Origin of the sequence: Geomicrobium sp. JSM 1781026 (assembly GCF_041949955.1) — a bacterium.
Taxonomy (GTDB): domain Bacteria; phylum Bacillota; class Bacilli; order Bacillales; family Marinococcaceae; genus Geomicrobium_A.
Genome location: NZ_JBHFQF010000001.1, coordinates 114,986 through 133,640, shown reverse-complemented (window position 1 = coordinate 133,640; position 18,655 = coordinate 114,986). Strand labels below are relative to the sequence as shown.

Annotated in this window: 22 protein-coding genes and 1 riboswitch; of the genes, 9 read left to right on the top strand and 13 right to left on the bottom strand. The window is 44.0% G+C overall.

What is annotated here, in order from left to right:
- Positions 1–441 carry a DUF4349 domain-containing protein gene (locus ACE1TF_RS00655; RefSeq protein ID WP_042425326.1) on the bottom strand — a complete coding sequence of 147 codons (441 nt, stop codon included), beginning with the start codon at positions 439–441 and terminating at the stop codon, positions 1–3.
- A 317-nt stretch (positions 442–758) separates the two neighbouring features.
- Between ACE1TF_RS00655 and phaQ the strand changes: the two genes are divergently transcribed.
- The 3 genes from phaQ to fabG all read left to right on the top strand — a co-directional run bounded on the left by phaQ (position 759) and on the right by fabG (position 2,624).
- Entirely contained in the window at positions 759–1,151 is a 393-nt protein-coding gene (gene phaQ / locus ACE1TF_RS00650) for a poly-beta-hydroxybutyrate-responsive repressor (protein WP_375013471.1), read from the top strand.
- Between the two features lie 58 nt (positions 1,152–1,209).
- A complete protein-coding gene (locus ACE1TF_RS00645; RefSeq protein WP_375013469.1) occupies positions 1,210–1,761 on the top strand; it encodes a hypothetical protein in 552 nt (183 codons plus the stop codon).
- A 122-nt stretch (positions 1,762–1,883) separates the two neighbouring features.
- Positions 1,884–2,624 (top strand): 3-oxoacyl-[acyl-carrier-protein] reductase, encoded by a 741-nt coding sequence (gene fabG / locus ACE1TF_RS00640; RefSeq protein WP_042403331.1) that lies wholly within the window; start codon positions 1,884–1,886, stop codon positions 2,622–2,624.
- Positions 2,625–2,646: 22 nt separating this feature from the next.
- Here fabG and nfsA read toward each other — a convergent pair whose 3' ends face one another.
- From nfsA to ACE1TF_RS00620, 4 genes are all read right to left on the bottom strand, one after another.
- Positions 2,647–3,384: an oxygen-insensitive NADPH nitroreductase gene (gene nfsA, locus ACE1TF_RS00635; protein WP_042403329.1), complete on the bottom strand. Its 738-nt coding sequence runs from the start codon at positions 3,382–3,384 to the stop codon at positions 2,647–2,649.
- Entirely contained in the window at positions 3,381–4,784 is a 1,404-nt protein-coding gene (allB, locus tag ACE1TF_RS00630) for an allantoinase AllB (RefSeq protein WP_375013467.1), read from the bottom strand. Before allB ends, nfsA begins: the two co-directional genes overlap by 4 nt.
- Before the next feature lie 62 nt (positions 4,785–4,846).
- Positions 4,847–5,377, bottom strand: a complete 531-nt coding sequence (dcd, locus tag ACE1TF_RS00625) for a dCTP deaminase (protein WP_042425316.1) — start codon at positions 5,375–5,377, stop codon at positions 4,847–4,849.
- An 86-nt stretch (positions 5,378–5,463) separates the two neighbouring features.
- Positions 5,464–5,781 carry an IDEAL domain-containing protein gene (locus tag ACE1TF_RS00620; protein WP_042403328.1) on the bottom strand — a complete coding sequence of 106 codons (318 nt, stop codon included), beginning with the start codon at positions 5,779–5,781 and terminating at the stop codon, positions 5,464–5,466.
- 244 nt (positions 5,782–6,025) lie between these two features.
- Between ACE1TF_RS00620 and ACE1TF_RS00615 the strand changes: the two genes are divergently transcribed.
- The gene (locus tag ACE1TF_RS00615; protein ID WP_042403326.1) at positions 6,026–6,403 is read left to right on the top strand and encodes a YhjD family protein; all 378 of its coding nucleotides are present in this window, start codon (positions 6,026–6,028) and stop codon (positions 6,401–6,403) included.
- Here the strand turns inward: ACE1TF_RS00615 and ACE1TF_RS00610 are convergent.
- The 3 genes from ACE1TF_RS00610 to mgtE all read right to left on the bottom strand — a co-directional run bounded on the left by ACE1TF_RS00610 (position 6,361) and on the right by mgtE (position 9,848).
- The gene (locus ACE1TF_RS00610; protein WP_375013464.1) at positions 6,361–7,098 is read right to left on the bottom strand and encodes a YwaF family protein; all 738 of its coding nucleotides are present in this window, start codon (positions 7,096–7,098) and stop codon (positions 6,361–6,363) included. The genes ACE1TF_RS00615 and ACE1TF_RS00610 overlap by 43 nt on opposite strands.
- A gap of 24 nt (positions 7,099–7,122) precedes the next feature.
- Positions 7,123–8,328: an aminotransferase-like domain-containing protein gene (locus tag ACE1TF_RS00605; RefSeq protein WP_375013462.1), complete on the bottom strand. Its 1,206-nt coding sequence runs from the start codon at positions 8,326–8,328 to the stop codon at positions 7,123–7,125.
- A 155-nt stretch (positions 8,329–8,483) separates the two neighbouring features.
- On the bottom strand, positions 8,484–9,848 hold the full coding sequence (gene mgtE, locus ACE1TF_RS00600; protein ID WP_375013460.1) for a magnesium transporter: 1,365 nt from the start codon (positions 9,846–9,848) through the stop codon (positions 8,484–8,486).
- Between the two features lie 244 nt (positions 9,849–10,092).
- Positions 10,093–10,258, bottom strand: a riboswitch (M-box (ykoK) riboswitch).
- A 134-nt stretch (positions 10,259–10,392) separates the two neighbouring features.
- On the opposite strand from mgtE, the gene ACE1TF_RS00595 reads away from it, so the two are divergent.
- The 3 genes from ACE1TF_RS00595 to ACE1TF_RS00585 all read left to right on the top strand — a co-directional run bounded on the left by ACE1TF_RS00595 (position 10,393) and on the right by ACE1TF_RS00585 (position 13,383).
- Complete coding sequence (locus ACE1TF_RS00595) at positions 10,393–11,847, top strand: spore germination protein (RefSeq protein WP_375013458.1); 1,455 nt, start codon at positions 10,393–10,395, stop codon at positions 11,845–11,847.
- 151 nt (positions 11,848–11,998) lie between these two features.
- Positions 11,999–12,661 carry a DUF4328 domain-containing protein gene (locus tag ACE1TF_RS00590; RefSeq protein ID WP_375013456.1) on the top strand — a complete coding sequence of 221 codons (663 nt, stop codon included), beginning with the start codon at positions 11,999–12,001 and terminating at the stop codon, positions 12,659–12,661.
- A complete protein-coding gene (locus tag ACE1TF_RS00585; protein ID WP_375013454.1) occupies positions 12,658–13,383 on the top strand; it encodes a (S)-benzoin forming benzil reductase in 726 nt (241 codons plus the stop codon). The genes ACE1TF_RS00590 and ACE1TF_RS00585 overlap by 4 nt, the downstream gene beginning before the upstream one ends.
- A gap of 44 nt (positions 13,384–13,427) precedes the next feature.
- Here the strand turns inward: ACE1TF_RS00585 and ACE1TF_RS00580 are convergent, their stop codons facing one another.
- Both ACE1TF_RS00580 and ACE1TF_RS00575 read right to left on the bottom strand, forming a co-directional pair.
- Complete coding sequence (locus tag ACE1TF_RS00580) at positions 13,428–13,640, bottom strand: hypothetical protein (protein WP_042403320.1); 213 nt, start codon at positions 13,638–13,640, stop codon at positions 13,428–13,430.
- A gap of 31 nt (positions 13,641–13,671) precedes the next feature.
- Positions 13,672–14,232: a helix-turn-helix domain-containing protein gene (locus ACE1TF_RS00575; protein ID WP_375013451.1), complete on the bottom strand. Its 561-nt coding sequence runs from the start codon at positions 14,230–14,232 to the stop codon at positions 13,672–13,674.
- A gap of 112 nt (positions 14,233–14,344) precedes the next feature.
- On the opposite strand from ACE1TF_RS00575, the gene ACE1TF_RS00570 reads away from it, so the two are divergent.
- A complete protein-coding gene (locus tag ACE1TF_RS00570) occupies positions 14,345–15,028 on the top strand; it encodes an AzlC family ABC transporter permease (RefSeq protein ID WP_042403319.1) in 684 nt (227 codons plus the stop codon).
- A 3-nt stretch (positions 15,029–15,031) separates the two neighbouring features.
- A complete protein-coding gene (locus ACE1TF_RS00565) occupies positions 15,032–15,346 on the top strand; it encodes an AzlD domain-containing protein (protein ID WP_375013449.1) in 315 nt (104 codons plus the stop codon).
- A 312-nt stretch (positions 15,347–15,658) separates the two neighbouring features.
- On the opposite strand, the gene ACE1TF_RS00560 is transcribed toward ACE1TF_RS00565, so the two are convergent.
- Genes ACE1TF_RS00560 through ACE1TF_RS00550 form a run of 3 tightly spaced genes read right to left on the bottom strand, consistent with a single transcriptional unit; the run spans position 15,659 to position 18,620 of the window.
- Complete coding sequence (locus tag ACE1TF_RS00560; protein WP_375013447.1) at positions 15,659–17,173, bottom strand: tripartite tricarboxylate transporter permease; 1,515 nt, start codon at positions 17,171–17,173, stop codon at positions 15,659–15,661.
- A 13-nt stretch (positions 17,174–17,186) separates the two neighbouring features.
- A complete protein-coding gene (locus ACE1TF_RS00555) occupies positions 17,187–17,636 on the bottom strand; it encodes a tripartite tricarboxylate transporter TctB family protein (RefSeq protein ID WP_042403317.1) in 450 nt (149 codons plus the stop codon).
- A gap of 12 nt (positions 17,637–17,648) precedes the next feature.
- The gene (locus ACE1TF_RS00550) at positions 17,649–18,620 is read right to left on the bottom strand and encodes a tripartite tricarboxylate transporter substrate binding protein (RefSeq protein ID WP_375013445.1); all 972 of its coding nucleotides are present in this window, start codon (positions 18,618–18,620) and stop codon (positions 17,649–17,651) included.
- Between the last annotated feature and the right edge of the window lie 35 nt (positions 18,621–18,655).

Genomic DNA, 18,655 nt, shown 5'->3' with positions numbered 1-18,655 from the left:
TTAGGATTTGCCTGAAGTTGCTGCTGCTTCACTTGCACCGGATTGCACATGCTTTAAGATCGTATCGAGCTTTTCATCTAACCCTTTCATTTCTGTTTTAAGTTTCGTAATTTCCCTCTTTATGTCTGACTTTACTGCAGTCAGGTTCATATCTTGCAATTGATCATCCAGATGATCCACTTTTTCATCTACGTTAATAATCAATTTAGAAACCTTGGATAAATCATCGACACTTGGGACATTCGCTTGTTCCAAGTAACGACTCATCGTTTCATCCATCATTTTCTTGTACAAAAGATTCATTTCAAGCGTTGTGCCCATCCATTCTGAAAATTGCTCTTCTCTCATCTTCTCATCCAGGATGCCACTCCAGTAGGAATCATACTGTTGATACAGGTTCTTCCACATGTCAAAGGGATCAAATCCGTTTTTATCCGCCATTCTCCTGCCTCCTTAAATTCAATTCTTCGGTAAGGAAATCTCCCATCAATTTCTTTCTATTTATAATTATAATTATTTTCGGATAATTTGTCGGATATTGTCACCTCCTGTAAACGGCGTCAGTGTTTTCTATTCCTAAGGCATCCATACACCCTCTTGTACGTATAACTTTCGACACAAATCCTTCAATCCCTCTATAAAAAAATAAGAAATAAGCATTTTGCTTTTTCGAACGATTTCCTCAATTCCTCTTGACATACTTTTCATATAGGTGTAAATTACACTTAAGTGAAAAAGTTAATTGAGTAGGTGTTCACATGACGGAAAAAGACAAACGAGAAGACAAAGTAAAAACAAATGCACCTAAGAATTTAATGGTCCCCATGTTACTGCTAAGCCTTCGTGGCTGGGATTTACACGGCTACAAGCTTATTGAGCAACTCTCAGAGTTTGGTATGCGTTCTGTAGACCAAGGGAATGTGTATCGGACATTGCGACAACTAGAAAAAGACAACATGATCAAATCGGAATGGGACACGTCAGCGGGAGGCCCTGCCAAACGAATCTATTCTCTCACCGACGCGGGTGAAGAATATTTATCATTATGGGCAGACTCATTGGAACAATATCAATCAATGCTCGATCGCTTCTTTTCAATGTATACAAATATGATCTTTCCCCCTAGACAAAAAAACGACGACGATCAGTAGTGACCCTGCAGGATGACCTGCATCACAATAAAGAGAAATTTTATAGGAGGAGTAAATAATGGCTACAACGGCTAAAAAGCAAACCGAGAAACCTGTTGCTACGTTCATTGATGCAACATGGGATGCATGGAAAAACAGCATGCACATGGTGTATTCAACGCAAAAGGAAGCAGAGAACTTGACGCTTCGCGCAATGGAACAACAACAAGATTTATGGAAATCATTCCAAACAAACATGAATAAAGTGCAAACCGAGCAAAAAGCGTGGGCTGACGAAGTGAACGACCAAGTAAAAGAAAACCTGGCTAATACGAGTGGCGATGAAGCAAAACGTGTGTACGAACAATGGAATGGACGTTTCGAAGAAGTTGCGAATCGTTTTGGGCAGTTAACGTATACGCCGTATCGTGAAATGTTCACATTGTTTACACGCTCACAAGAACAAATGCATGATGCAATGAAGAAAAGCGTGTCGCAACAACAGAAGAATCGTGAAGACCTTCAGCCTCTTTTTGATGATTTCACAGAGCAAATGAAAAAGACACAAAACGGCTTTTACGATGTATCAGAGAAGAATCACCAATTATTTGCCAACTATTACAAAGCATAAATAAATGAACGAGCATGAAGACCTCAGTTCTTCATGCTCGTTTTTCGTCACAAAAAACGGACAGCCATCCATTTATGTAAACGCTTACCATTTCATCGGACGATAGGAGGAGTACGATCCTTATGAAACTATTAAACAAAACAACGATTATTACGGGAGGCGCACGAGGTATTGGGAGAGCGACCGCTTTAAAGTTTGCCAATGAAGGGGCACGAGTAGTGATCGCCGACCTAAACGCCGCTGATGTGAAATCTGCTGTACTAGAACTTGAACAGACAGGCGCTGAAGTACTTGGTGTTCAAACCGATGTGTGCAAGTATGACAGTGTGAACAATCTTATGGAGCGTGTGCTCGAGCGGTTTGGCTCAGTTGACGTCGTTATTAATAATGCCGGTATTACTCAAGACGCCCTGCTCACTAAAATGACGGAAGACGAATGGGATCAGGTAATGAACGTGAACCTAAAAGGGGTGTTTATCGTTGCTCAAGCAGCGGCGAAGATCATGAAAGCTAAGCAGTCTGGCGTGATCTTAAATGCCTCTTCAGTCGTCGGTACATTTGGCAATTTCGGACAATCCAATTATGCTGCAAGTAAATGGGGTGTGAATGGGATGACGAAAACGTGGGCAAAGGAACTGGCGCGCTATAATGTTCGCGTAAACGCGATTGCTCCTGGGTTTATCTCAACACCTATGGTTGATAAGATGCCTGAAAAAGTGCTAACTAAAATGAAAGAAAACGCCTTGTTAAAACGACTAGGCAGTCCAGAAGACGTCGCAAACGGCTATGCTTTTCTTGCTTCTGATGACGCAAAGTTCATCACCGGCACAATTTTAAGTATTGATGGCGGCGTTACATTGTAAGATGTAACGACCGCCATGTGTCTTATTTCAATGTGAACCCTTGATCTTTTAGGAAGGTTGTCACTTGTTGACGTCGGGGCTTGTTTAGATAGTTCGCCATGTTCTCTCCCCAACCTTCGGTACGTTTGCCGTTGGTCCTATTTTTATAGTATTCGCTCGTCTCTTGCTCGTATTGGTCCAATCCTTCATGGATGCGGGATGCTTCATAACGATCTTCATGAAGTACGACTTCAACAGGAAACCTCGGTTTTTGCCCTGGATCCTGGTCTGGATAGCCGAGGCATAATCCCATGACTGGAAATGTGTACGATGGTAATTCCAGAATTCGCGCCACTTCATGAAGGTCATTTCTTATTCCGCCAATCATCACACCGCCGAGGCCATACGAACGTGCGGTGAGCAACACGTTTTGTGCAGCCAATGCGACGTCCACGGCTCCGACAATCACATTCTCGGTCTCTTCCATCTGCATCGGCGCTTCCCATTTTTCATTATTCATCTTATGTTTGTGCCAGTCTGCGGTAAAAACAAGAAATACCGGAGCCGCTTCCACCCACGGTTGTCCCCCTGCGACCTCTTTTAGTGCTTTTCTTTTCTCATGGTCCGTCACGCGAATGATTGTGTATGCCTGTACATGGTGAGAACTTGGTGCCCAGCGAGCGGACTCGATTAAGTCTTTAATGATGGCATCGTCTACACGTTTATCTTCATATTTACGGATCGATTGATGAGATTGGATCAGTGCTCTTGTATCTTTCATTTTGCATTCCTCCTCGGAGTTACGAGCGTGCCGGCCGGTGTACTGTCTACAATTTCTCCATCTGCCATTACCGTTTTTCCGCCAATAATCGTGCGCACCGGCCAGCCCGTAATCTCACGGCCGTCGTAAGCAGATATCTTGCTTTTACTATGCAAGTGTTCCTTGCGGATAGTGTTCGTCTTCTTTAGATCAACAATGGTTACATCGGCATCCGTTCCTGGTTGAAGAGTGCCTTTTTGATGCGAAATGCCATACAGCCTTGCTGGATTTTCGCTCAAAAGCTGTACGATTTGGTTGATCGTCAACCGTCCAGTGTTTACTTCGTTTAGCATGAGTGGAGCTAACGTCTCCACTCCACACATCCCTGCAGGAATTTCACTCAGTTTCCCTGCGTACTTCTCTTCCGCTGTGTGCGGAGCATGGTCTGAACAGACGACTGTAATCGTTCCGTCCTGAATTCCTGCCCAAATGGCGTCTTGATCTTTCTTCTCTTTAACGAGTGGAAAGATTTTCATATCTCGTCCTACCGATTCATAATCTTCATTCGTTAAAAACAAATAATGAGGACATGTTTCTACAGTCACATGTTGCCCGTTTGCTTGTGCTCTTCGCACCGACTCGACACTTTCTTTCGCCGATACGTGCAAAACATGAAAATGAACCCCGCTCTCCTTGGCAAGTGTAATGCCTGTATCAACAGTAAGCGTTTCTGCAACTGCTGGTCTGGACCGAAGCAATGCGTCGTATGATTCATCTTCAGGGTCTTTCTCTTCGCTTAATTGCCGGATTAACTCATGGTTCTCTGCGTGTACAGCAAACACTTGTCCCGTTTTTGCGGTTTCTTTCATCATTTGATACACCTCGCCGTCATCAAACGGCTGGATAATCGACTCATCCGCATCATCAACATTGTAGAGAAGCTGATACGTCTCCTGATGAATGCCGTAACCCCAAAAGTATTTAAATCCAATTACACCTTTTTCATGCATATCTGGAATTTGTTCGCGGTTTAGCGGTCCGAGGCAAATCCCCCATAAACCAAAGTTAATAAGTGCTTTGCCCGTAAGATTCTCTACTTGCGCGTCAAATGTCGGAGCATCTTTTACCGGCGGTGTTGTATTCGGCATTTCAAACAGTGTTGTAATTCCACCTGCTGCAGCAGCTTGTGTAGAAGTGAAGAAGTCCTCTTTATGCGTCGGTCCTGGATCTCTGGAGTGAACGTGTGTATCAATGAGTCCTGGAAGTACGTGATGACCTGTGGCATCAATAACTTCTCCCGCTTCTCGCACATCATCTGGACTTGTGACTGCCGCAATCTTCTTATCACTTATGTAGATCGTTCCCGGAAAGGTTTCGTTTCCGGTGACGATCAGGCCGTTTTCAATGCGTACATCATACATATTCTCATCCCCATTCTGTCAGATTTAAGAAAAACCGCTTCATCAAGAAGCGGCCATCCTTTTTAGTTAATATCTTTGTAAACACGGCTACCGACGGCTTTTCTTTGTTTCTGATACTTTCCGTCATATGGAGACGCTGCATTCTGGTCCATGCGAGCAAATACGAGTTGTGCAATTCTTCGCCCTGAGATGAGGCGAATGGGCAAACGGTTTGCATTGAACAACTCTAGCGTGATCTCCCCTTCAAAGCCCGGGTCCACCCATCCTGCATTTTGAATAAATAATCCCATTCTACCGATCGAACTTCTCCCTTCAACAAACGCAGTTAAGTCGTTCGGGAGCTTTATGTACTCTCGAGTTGTTGCGAGTAAAAATGAGTTCGGGGGGATGATTACTTCGTCTGCTTCAAATTCAACATATTGCGCGGGAGTATCTAAAGAGATCGATTCAATGGCATTCTCATCAATCTTCAAATAGTGATTTCCAAGACGGATATCGACCGACGCAGGCTGAATTTGCGCATCGTCAATGGGCTCAATCATTAGTTCTTGTTGAGCCATCATATTCTTAATGGTTGTATCTGATAAAATCAACGGATTCTATACCTCCTGAGGACACTTCTTCTATTATTAGTATACTAGATATTGACGCGAAAAACAAAAAACCAGCAGCTGAAAAATCAGCCACTGATTGGAGGTTTCCCGTCTTCGAAATTACATTCTAATTCGTACCCATGCTCGGATATTGTGTTACCTGTCTGATATTTAACAATCCATTCATTATACTTTGTTGTGAGTGTCGTAAAAGCGTCTTCATCTTTTTGATCGAGAGCTTCATCAATGAGTCGTTCATAGCGAGCCTTTGTAAACTCATATACAGAATACTCCAACATCATACGTGCGTATAGCGACTGTAACACTTGTCTAGGTGCCCTGTACCCCTGACGGATCATTTTCAGTTTCTCAAAGAGTTCATTCTCGTAAGTTGAACCTGCCATTGCTGCTCCCTCCCATAACTCATCGTATTATTTACGTATTATGAAGCGTTCGTCCTTGAGAGTCAATACCCGAATTTTGACAATTCCAAACGTTTATTGAAAAACGTTTCTAGTATCTTATTAAATTCTTTAAGAGAACATTCCGATCAACCGAATGCTTTTTTTCTTCTTCCTGCATTTTCTTGTTGTAAACACGAACACACATTCGTATACTGAGCATATACTCGGTTTAGGAGGTGCGATGATGCCTGTCACTAAGGATGAGCTAACGCTGATTCATTATGCGGTTATTTTGCCGCTCGTACGCAAATCTTTTCAACGCTCTCGCATTCAGGCAGAGCAGTCTCTAAGCTTGCACGAGCCCTACTTGACGCTTATTGATGAAGCACTGGCACTTGTGCATGAAGATTTACGAACATTAAAGCAAGAACAACAAACCCGATCGATTCGCGTCTACAAAATTGACAGTGACTTGACATTTTCCGAATATGGTTACGTTTGCGGACGCTACGAAGGACAAAATCGCTATGTGAACACGAACCTAAAGCGACAGACGAGCGCCTGCATGGAACGCTATCTTCACGGCGAACGGGTCGAACCGGATTTCTTTAACAACTTGTAAACGCCATACATGATTAAGAAGACGACAAGTGACACCGCTTGAAGCACAAAAATGTAATATGGCCACGGCCCAAACCAATCAAAAGGTGACGGACTTGGAGGTTTTTCCATCAAGTACATGTAATTGGCGTACGGAACAAACCAGTTCACCATAAACACACCTGCTGCATACACGTTCAAATACACCCACACTCGAAATACAGATCGAAGAAAAACATGCTTTCTATGCACGAAAAGCATATACACGACAGCAACAATGACGAGCGCATGCGTGGAGAAGAAATGAAAAAATCGAAAGTGTGGAAATCCAAAGTTCCCAACATCAGGTGTAACTAAGGTTAAGAGAGCACTTCCGACTCCAGCAAAAAATGTAATTTCGAACCAGCGCTGCCCTGTTGTAAGAAGCATCACCACAGCTGTAATCCACGTAATACTACTCAAATGAAGAGGCAAAGCAAAGTGCGCACCCCATACGCCATTCACGACGTACCACATCTGATATACGGCCTCAAGTAGAACAAACAGCGCAACGAGACCGTAGCGAAAACTTGCATCGACGGTCGGGCGACTACGAATGGCACGCCGAAAAACAGCGATTATTACACAAACGAGAATAAGCACGCCAAAAACGGCGATGTGTGCAGGGCCGAACAAAACAAAGTCCGGACTGGGTTGTGAATAGGAAAATAAGGACACCTTAGAACCTCCACATCTAGGGAACTAGACTTTAATCTGCAGGTCTTCTTCCTCCTCTACTTCAGCAAACAGATCCGTCATAATTTGCATTCCTTTCCCGATCTGTTCATCGGTTGCATGTGTATAATTAAGCCGAAGTGTATTGTATTGAGGCGTGCCCGCATAAAACGGCGCACCAGGCACGTAGGCAATACCGCGACGAACAGCCTCCTTTAATAAGGAATCGGTGTTAATACGCGGGTCTACTTCCAACCAAAGAAACATGCCACCTTCAGGATCAACAAATTCCGCTGTCTTCAATCCAGATGAACGAATGGCATCGACCATTACGTTTTTTCGATGTCCGTACAGATCACTAATCTTTTGGATATGAGCATCTAAATCAAAGTTCATACATAGCTCATACAAGGCTTGATGGGCTAACGAATTCGAATGCAAATCATTGGCTTGCTTTGCTTGCGCCATCATGCGAATGATTTGGTAGGGACCTACAATCCAACCTGTACGCAGCGCTGGAACAGCTGTCTTTGAGAAGGTGCTCGTGTACACAACGTGAGAGCCATCATCCAAAGCAGCCATCGGCGTGTAACCCGCATCATGATATTGAATATCTCCGTAAGGGTCGTCTTCAAACACGATAAAATTCTGCTTGTGAGCAAGTCGAACTAACGCTTCTCTGCGTTCCAAACTCCAAACTCTACCACTAGGGTTTGAAAACGTTGGAACGACGTAAACGACTTTCGGTCGGTATACTTTCGCTTTTTCTTGTAGATCGTCTAAGTCCATACCATTCGCATCGCAGCGAATTGGTACGATCTTTGCTTCATATGATTGAAACACTTGTAGAGCGGCCAAATACGTCGGTTCTTCAGTGAAGATGACATCTCCTGGACCAATCATAATTCGTGAAAACAAATCGATGGCTTGTTGCGAGCCTGTTGTAAGCAATACATGTTCGGGCGTAAACCCTTGTATTCCCTTGTTTTTCATCCGTTCAATGATTACTTCCCGAAGGGGAAAATACCCTTCAGTCTCCCCATACTGCATCGCCTTCTTTCCTTTAGATAATGCTCTGGAAAAGGCATCCTCAATCGCTGCTACTGGAAAAAGATCATCATCAGGCAGCCCTCCCGCAAACGATATGACATTGCCTTGGTTGACAATTTTCAAAATGTCCCTCACTGCTGATGACTGTAGGTGTCTTACACGTTTAGCAAATGCGTATTTCATCTCCGTCGCTCCTTAGTTGTGTTCTCCCTATGTCTTTCACAAAATGTTTATAAAAGTCCTTCTATTTTAGCTCATTTCACAAAAAAGTCAATCGATTCACACCGTTATCAGCCACCAAAAAACGTGCAGGGAGTATCCCTGCACGTGAATGATTGCTATAGAAATTGAAGTAATGTCGTTGCGATTGAGAAATAAATCGTAATGGACACAATATCATTAAATGTCGTAATAAACGGACCAGATGCAATGGCTGGATCTAGCTTAAATTTGTTAATGATAAGCGGAACAACCGAACCTACCACCGCGGCCATTGCAAGAGAAATGAGTAAGGAAACACCAACAATTCCAGCTAGATAAAGGCTATCATCGAAAAAGAACGGGATAATAATTAAGAGCACAAGCGCACAGGTAATCCCAATTAACAAGCCTGTTCCAAATTCACGCCCAAGTGCACGTACGAGACCTTTCTTCTCGAAGTTGCCGAGTGCCAAGCCACGAACAACGATCGCAAGAGACTGCGTACCGACGTTTCCTGCAGAGCCCATTAACATCGGAATAAAGGCTGAGAGTAACACAACTTGCTCCAACGTTTCTTCAAATGAACCGATAATACCTGCAGTTAGCATTCCAAATAACATGAGTAGAACGATCCAAGGTGTACGCTTTTTCGCCGCTTGAAATGCAGAAATGTTTACGTCTGTTGCCCCTCTCGTAGCAGAGAATTCGGCAAGGTCTTCCGTCGCTTCTTCTTCAAGAACATCCATCACATCATCGACGGTGACAATTCCAAGCAATACCTCAGTGTTAGAAATAACAGGCACAGCTAAGAAATCATATTTCTTAATGAGTTGTGCAACGTCCTCTTGGTCTTCATTAACATGAACAGAGACGACTCTCTTGCTCATCACTTCCCCGATCGTTGCATCGAGGGAAGCGACCATCAAGTCACGTAAGGAAACAACACCTGTCAGCTTTTCAGCTTCATCAACTACATATAAATAATAAATCATTTCAGCGTCAGGGGCTTCATTTCTTAAACGCTCAAGCACGGTGCTCACTTGCTCTGTTTCATGCAAGCTGACAATTTCTTTCGTCATGATGGCACCGGCGGTTTCTTCTTCATACGTTAATAATTCTTTTACATCTTCAGCATCTTCATCGTCCATGGATGTAAGGATGCCCTCACGCTGATCTTCGTGTAATTCACCTAAGAAATCGGCTACATCATCAGCATTCATATGGTTGAAGACATCACCCATCGCACTGTCTTCCCAATTGCTTGCGACCTCTTTTTGCTCTTCAAGCTCTAACTCCTCAAAAATATCCGCCAATTCCGAAGGCGTCATGAGCGTATAAAACTTCTCTTTCGCCGTTTCATCCAGCTGTTGAAAAACTTCCACTTGATCAACAGGGTGCAGGTCAAGAAACTTTAATCTAAAAACAGTTGTTTGATCTTGTTCTAATAACTCAAGTAAATAACGGCTGTAGGCTGCGCGTGTTTCATCGTTTAGTTTTACCATCGCTTACTCCTCCTGTTCAGCCGTCAATCCTCACCTTTTGATGAGGGACAGCTATCCAATTTACCGGCTTGCACCTATCATATTCGTCTGTACTCAAACTGGGATCCATGTCGTCCCTCACCTCCCGTGTTACCTCTTGTTATTGTGGCTCGGCGTCACTACGCCCATACGAAAAAAGAGCCGTCTACGAGAAGACGGCTCACTAAAAACAAAGCTACCTGTATCACAGAAGCTTCTTTCGCTCATATCGTCTCCGTCGTAGAGCTTTAGCACTGTACGGCATAGGCATGAATGCCAGCTACATTAAAGAGTACCTTATCTCGATAATCTCTGTTCACCCATTGGCGTCTTTGGACATTTTTGGGCAGCAGCGTATCTCCGTACAGGAGCCTCACCTAACGAGGTATATTCGTTTTGATTTCGTCTACGACTATACAGCCGTCCATCTGTTCTGTCAACCATTATACTCGAACGCTTGCATCCATGCATGACGATTCAAGGCTTCGAACATAATAACCGTGACGTAAAGGAGTGAGCAAAACAGATGAAGCGTACGCTTTCAGATCGTTATGAAGAGAATACAGAACTGTTAACGAAAGAATTGAACGTTGATAAAAACTTCGACATCATTAAACACGAGTTTCAGTCTGGAGGCGTCCGCCTTTGCCTTTTTCTCGTTGACGGCTTCGGGAATGATTTGTCCATCATTCATATGCTCGAAAACCTATCGAGACTGGAGAAAGATCAACTAAAAAAAGATCCCCTCTCTATCCTGCAACAGCGTATGATTCCTAATGCAGAAATTGAACGCAGCCAAGAAGTAAAAGAAATCGCAACGATGGTATTAGCCGGTCAGTCGGCGCTCATTGTTGAAGATTGCGATGAGTTATTGCTCATCGACGCAAGAGAGTATCCGATCCGCTCACCTGAAGAACCTGATTTGGAGCGAGTCGTACGCGGTCCACGGGACGGGTTCGTGGAAACACTTGTCTTTAATAGCGCACTCATTCGCCGTAGATTACGCGACCCTTCTTTAATGATGGAGTACTTACAAATCGGAAGAAGATCTAAAACCGATATCGTGATTGGCTATATTGGCTCGATTGCCGACCCTGAACTCATTCGTAGGCTTAAGAAAAAGCTAAAGGGGATCGAGATCGACGGCTTAACAATGGGAGAAAAAACACTTGAAGAATTCCTATTTAAAAAGATGATGTCGCCATATCCACGAGTTCGCTACACCGAGCGTCCGGATACGGTAGCCTCCCACCTACTGGAGGGGCACGTTATTATTATTACTGACGGTTCGCCAAGTGTCATGATTTTCCCAACGACTTATTGGCATCATATGCAACATGCTGAGGAATATCGTCAAGAACCGATTGTCGGTGCTTTCCTAAGATGGGTAAGACTCGTTGCGGTTTTTGTATCCATCTTTTTATTGCCAGTTTGGTTTTTATTGGAGGAGAATGAAGCACTCGTTCCTGAGGCTCTTAGTTTTATTGGCATAAGTGAGTCGTTTAGTGTACCTGTATTCATGCAAATCCTCATTGCAGAATTCGGACTCGAAATTCTTCGCATGGCAGCGATACACACGCCAAACGCACTCGCAACGGCCCTCGGTCTTGTCGCCGCCATTCTTATTAGTGAAATCGCAATTGAAGTCGGGGTATTTACAAGTGAAATCGTACTCTACACAGCGGTTGTTGCTATGGCTGGCTATGCGACACCTAGTTATGAGATGGGACTATGCAACCGTCTCATTCGCCTCGGGTTAATTCTAAGCGTAGGTTTTTTTGGTCCGATCGGTTTTTTCATTGCTCTAATGGCTTTCTTTTTAACACTCGTAAAAACAAAAACGTTAAATACTCCATACATGTGGCCGTTTCTCCCCTTTAACGGGCGCGCAGCAGCGGATTTTCTCTTAAGAATCCCTCAACCGTACAAAAATAATCGGCCTTCGATCGTTCATCCAATTGACAAAAAAAGACAGCCGTAATGTTACCGACGCTCGCTTGCATCGCTCAAATGATGCAAGCGAGGCATTGACATAAAAGCATGAATAACCATTCTTCCTGAAAGCTGACAGATGGAATGGAATTCTGCTATATTAAAGAAGGAATACGTAGAAATGAGGCTGTACATAATCTATGAAACAACAACAACAAAGAATTGAACGGATTCGAAAATGGCTCATTGTTTTCTTACTGTTAACGACGATTTCAGCATTCGGTGTCGCCATTGCCAGCATCTATGAATACATTACGCTGTTGGACATGCCTGCAACGGCGAGCACAGAGGAGATCCCTGCTGAAACAAGACAATTGCTCGGACAAATTAGTATTGGGGCGTTTATGCCGCGACTGTTGTTTTTTCTCATCACCGCTGTCGTTTTTTTAATATGGACGTATCGACTTTTTGACGGTGCAACTTCAGTACTTAAAGACGATTCGCTCAATAACCCTGGATGGGTCGTTAGTTTCTTTATTATCCCATTCATGAACTTCTTTTTGCCATTGCTCTCGTTTCTTGACTTATCAAAGAAACAATCGGTGCAACGGTTCGGACACAAAGAAAGAAAAAAGTCAGCGCTCGTAATTAGTTGGTGGGTGTTCTTTTTATTCTCTTTGCTCGTGTCCATGACGACCGGTTTTTTTGTAACAGAAGACGCGACAGTGGGCATGTTACGCAATGATGCACTGTCTACGAGCATTTCAGAATTCACGCTAACAATTGCTGGTATATTGGCGGTTCTCGTCGTCAATATGCTCACTCGGCAACAAGAAGCAATCATTGAGGAGGAAAGCACATGAAACATGTCATAATTACAGGCGCTTCCAAAGGCTTAGGGCTCGCACTGACCCATGAATATCTAGCTGAAAACGCCTTCGTTCACGCGCTTTCAAGGTCATCCATGCAAGTGAAAGACGTACACCATTACGAGATTGACCTTACGAACGTAGACGCACTCAATGATACGTTCACTGCGATCTTTGAACAGATCGATGCCTCTTGTACAGAGCTCATTCTCATTAATAATGCAGGGATGGTGGAGCCTGTCGGCACGGTCATTGAGAACACCCCTGCCTCCTTGGAAAAAAGCGTAACCTTGAACTTAACGGCACCGATGGCAGCATCGAGCTTATTCTTACAGAAGAGTCAACACCTTAACGTAAAGAAAACCGTCTTGAACATTAGCTCTGGTGCCGGGAGAAGCCCGATGGAAGGGTGGAGTGCTTACTGTAGTGGCAAAGCCGGTCTGGATATGTTTACGAGAGCCGCAGCTGCAGAACAGAGCGAAGAAACCAACCCTGTGCTCTTTCTGTCCCTCGCTCCAGGAATCATTGATACGGGTATGCAAGAAACGATACGCAGCTCAAGTGAAGATAGTTTCAAACATGTGGATACATTCAAATCGTATAAAGCAAATGGAGACCTTGCTAAGCCCGAGACAATAAGCGGAGCGATCGTTCACTCGTTACTCAAAGAAGACCTTGAAAACGGAGCCCTTCTAAGTATCCGTGATTACCTTTAAATAACAAAGAGCGAGAAGACCACTTAAGGCCTTCTCGCTTTTTGTTACTCTCCATCATTTCGGTTTTTACGATCATTACGTTTTAAGAAATAGACGGCAACACCAGCAAAGACTAGCGCGCCAATCATCGAGCTCGTAATCATAACGAGGTAAGGAATTTCGTTTTCATCCTCATCTTGAGGTTCAGCGACCAATTCCATAAAACTACCGTCTAACGAAAAAACGTTCATCACTAAAAATAACATTACCCACTTCAAACGATCGTTCCTCCAATCAATCTCTCCACCTTTATGTCAACCGGTGGGCGATGACAAAATGCAAAACCGTGCATGCATTTGTCGGGTTTATATATGTATGTGGCGAATTGCCCATGAAACGAATTGTATCATAACGAGCGAGTTCGTATTCATGGTCTTGTACACTAATCTTCAATGTTCCCTCCATTACGGTGACGTATTCAACAACGCCCGTGCGATGAGGTTCAGATTGATACTCCGCATTCGCTTGTAAATACGCTCGGTACATCTCAATGCCATTTGTTTGGAACAAAGGCTCGGCGCGAAAATGTTCATTCCCACTAGAAAGTACCATCCCCTCACCCCTTCTAGCAATCTCCACATCTGAATCGACAGATAAGAGAGACGATATCGGAATGTCTAAAGCATCGGCAATTTTCCAAATGACAGCAAGGGTAGGATTCCCTTCTCCTTGCTCAATCTTCAGCAATGTCAACTTACTTACACCGAATTGTTTGGCCATCGCTTCAATGCTCATTTCCTTTGCCAAACGAATGCTTCGTAAATTTTCACCTAACCTTTGGACAGGAATCTGTTTTCGTTGATGATCCATAATTCCTCCTAAATTACTCATTATATCGGTTTTCGTTATTGTAGCATACCTTCACTTGCTGGTATAATTAAATAAATTTATAGTTTATTATAACATACCAAGAGGTGGTAGAATGATTGACAAACTGGCCATTAAACAAGGTTGTATCGATGCTTTTCCTTTAGCGATCGCCATTGGTGCATACGGCCTTTCATTCGGGGTGCTTGCCATTCAAGCAGATTTCACCGTTTTCCAAAGCGTAATGATGAGTGTGTTTGTATTTTCAGGAACGGTACAACTCGCATCGGTAGCGATGGTCGCCTCAGGCGCTTCGCTGTTAAGCATTCTTGCCGCCGCAACTTTACTGAATCTTAGAAACCTTCTTTACGGAGCAACCCTTTCAAAAGGATTTCGAAATGTGAAGAAGAAATGGCGCTTCTTACTCGCGTTTGGCGTCTCTGATGAATCGTTTGTCCTCGGTACACAGAAGTTTAAACGAGACGGACCTGCTCCTGTATATTTTGCGACTGTTGCCTTATTTTTTTACATGAGTTGGATCATCGCTACGCTAATTGGTGCACTCATAGGGGATCAAGTTGACCCGTTACAATTCGGGCTTGACCTCGCGTTCCCAGTAACGTTTGCGGCATTACTTGCACCATCGTTAAAAGAAAAAGCCTCGATTACGACGGCGATTTGTGCACTCATCATCGCCACGAGCATGGAAGTCATCTCACCTGGAAATGAGTTTACGATTGTCGTTACCGGTCTCGTTGCCCCATTCGCAGGCGTGATACTCAACAAAGGAGGACACTAATCAATGATCCAGCAATGGCTATTAATCATTGGGCTCGCCATATCCACATACATATCACGGCTCATTGGGCTGGAAGCGATGGCCCGGATAAAGGCATCTCCACTTGTCGAACTGTACTTTCGATATATTCCAGCAAGTATGATCACCGCCCTCATCGTTGTGCAAATTATGAGCCCAGAAAATGGACACACGTATATTTCGATTCCCGTCCTTATTGCTAGTATCGTCGGGATACTCACGATGTTGAAGTCGAAATCGCTACTCTTGTCCCTCGTCACCGGCATTCTCTCAGGAATGGGCGTTCGGTATTTCTTATGAGAATTGTAGCGAGCGAAGCATGTCTTCGTCAGGAGCTTTTCAAAAACGATTAATAGAGACGTTCCATCAGACGGTCACAGAGGCTCCGCCTTTGTAAAAAAAACGAAACAGGCTGACGACACACCATTTTATTCCGGATTGCCCACCTACCCGGGACAATAATATTACGAAAGACACTACCTTTTGTTCCGGCTAGCCATCTTTAATGCACTCATTCTGTCTTTTATACACGACTAAATCCGCCCGTAAAATGGATTATGGGCGGATTTTTTGTTGTGATGACTAACCAAGTTATCATCGTTCAGGGTTTTTCTACGTGCTCGCTGGTGTATCTTTGTTAGTTGATCGTTTTCGTTTGACGAGCTTGATCAACAATGGATACGAGAATGATAGCAATGTGAGTAGAGCCAATACAATTGTGATTGGTGAAGCAAACAACATATCGACGGGTTGGTCATAAATGACTAATGACCTTCTTAAGTTCTGCTCCATTTCACCGCCGACGATTAGTGCGAGAATTAATGGCACAATCGGATAATCGAGCAGACGCATGAAGAGCCCTAGTACACCCGCAAAAATGAGGATATAGAAATCAATCGTACTATACCCGAGCGTGTACGCACCGATAAAGGACAAGATGAGTACGATCGGGTACAACACTCTCGGTGGAGTTTTCAAAATCTTGACGAGAACACCAACCATCGCAATGTTAATGATGACGAGAATGATATTACCGATAAACATACTATTAATAAGTGTCCAAACGAGATCTGGACTGTTCTCAAATAATAACGGTCCAGGCGTAATGCCGATCATGACAAGTGCCCCTAGCATAACGGCTGTAGTTGCTGAACCTGGTATTGCCATCGTAAGCATCGGAATGAGTGAGCCTACGGCAGCGGAACTGTTTGCCGACTCAGGAGCAACCAGACCTTCAACCGCTCCTTTTCCGAACTGTTTTTTATTTTTTGATATTTGCCTTTCGGTACTGTACGCCAATAATGACGAGATCGTTCCTCCAGAACCTGGTAGCACTCCGAGAAAGAAGCCAATCGGACCACTACGAACGATCGGTGCAATGGAACGTTTCCATTGATCTTTAGTAAACCATTTACTCCCGATACTTTTGCCATCAACATCTTTCGGTTGTTTGTTAGCAAACATATTGTACAGCACTTCGCCAATAGCATAAATCCCGATAATGATGACGACAAAACTAATGCCCTCGGTAAAATGGGGAATATCAAACGTGTGGCGGTGCACACCGGTTTGTAAATCAATACCAATGGTACTAATGCCAAGCCCTAAAAACATCGTAATAAATCCTTTGACCATATTGCCGATGGAAAGGGCGACGACGGCAGAGAGGGCAAAGAAAAACAGAAATAAGTACTCAGCAGGCCCGAAATTCAACGCAAAGTTTGCCAAGGGAATGGCTAAAAAGATAAAGCCAAAAATCGCCATTACACCACCGATCAATGACGCGATGGCGGCAATGCTCATCGCTTGGCCTGCTTGACCATTCTTTGTCATCGGATACCCATCGAATGTTGCTGCAATCGACGAACCGTCCCCAGGGGTATTAATGAGAATCGAACTTCTAGAGCCCCCAAACAAAGCACCGTAATAAATCGCTGCCATGAGAATGAGTGCACTCACAGGTTCCATCCCAAACGTTAACGGAATCAGCACCGCAACACCTGTTGCCGGTCCTAACCCAGGAAGAATCCCTACAATTGTACCGAGAAATGCTCCAAGAATGAGCCATAGGAGGTTAATCGGTTGAAGCGCTGTCCATAAACCATCTAACACAAAGCTTAAATCCATACCGACTTCCTCCTTACGGTAAACTAATTTCTAGCAAATAGCTGAACACGTACCAACTGCTTCCTGCCACAACGACCGTTACAATGAGATTGAGCAACCACCGTTTCTTTCCGTTAAGGAAAAACATGAGCGCTGCTAAAAAGACCAATGTGGAAAGGAAGAATCCTAGACGTTCAAAGATCAATGTATATAGCAAACAGAGTGCCAATATAATTCCTAGCGTGTATATGGTTTCTTTTTTTAGTAATGCTTTTAAGTCGTCATTCTCTGTATCAAAATGTTGTCGTACCTTGACAAGGTCGATGACAGAAAAAACGAACAACCCTGCGCTCACGACGAGCGGGAAATACATCGGCCCATACGGATTGCCGAGCTGTGCATGAGGCAATTGCAACGTGAGAATAGCAAGTGCTATGCTAATGACGATAAAAAATACAGGTAAAGAAATTCGAACGGCATTCATGGCGGCTCCTTTCTACGGCGCTAAACCTGCCTGTGTAATTATTTCAGCGAAAAACTCTTGCTGCTCTTCAAAAAATGCACCTGTTTCATCGCTACTCATATAAAAATCTTCGAGATCATAATTATCGAGTACGGTTTGCCACTCTTCTGTTTCCACCATCGCGCTCAGCCACTCGTCCCATTTTTCAACTTCATGCTCTGGCATATCCTGAGGGCCCATAATGCCACGCCAATGGGGAAATACCATATCGATGCCTTGTTCCTGCCAAGTTGGTATATCTGGAAAACTATCTAACCGATCCGGCGATGTGACCGCTAAGATGTCGACTTCACCAACTTCATACTGGTCTGAAAGGTCAGACATCGAGTTGCTCGTTACATCGATATGTCCACCGAGTAGTGCATTCATAATGTCTCCCCCGCTGCTATACACAAGAAATTGCAGTTCTGTCGGATCTACGCCTGATTCAACAGCGGCTTGTACAAATGAAAGGTGATTTCCACTTCCAAGCGACGGACTTACACCGATGGTTAAAGATTTCGGATCTTCTCTTAATTGTGCCATCAGTTCATTCCCATCAGTAAACCCAGCATCCGCTCGTGTTGCGACCGCTAACCACTCTGTTGATAACATCGCCAATGGGGTGAAATCTTCATGTGTGAGTTCACTTTGCTCTAACAAATTACCTGTAACGAGTAAACTTGAGTTCACCGCTGCAAAATGACCATCTTGTTGATTTAAGTATTGCCAGCCAACTTCCCCGCCCCCGCCTGGCTTATTCACGACGGTAATATCTTCTTCCACTGAACCTTCAGCATCCATCGCTCGCTGAATCGACCGTGCTGTCATATCCCAACCCCCGCCTGGTGTTGCCGGCGCAATAATTTCAATCGGCTGATCTGGAAATGTATCTGCCGATGAAGAAGAATCCGAACACGATGCTAACAGAAATGCAACACCGATCATCGATAACTTCTTCCACATATGTAACCCTCCTTCACATAAGTAACCGTTTTCAA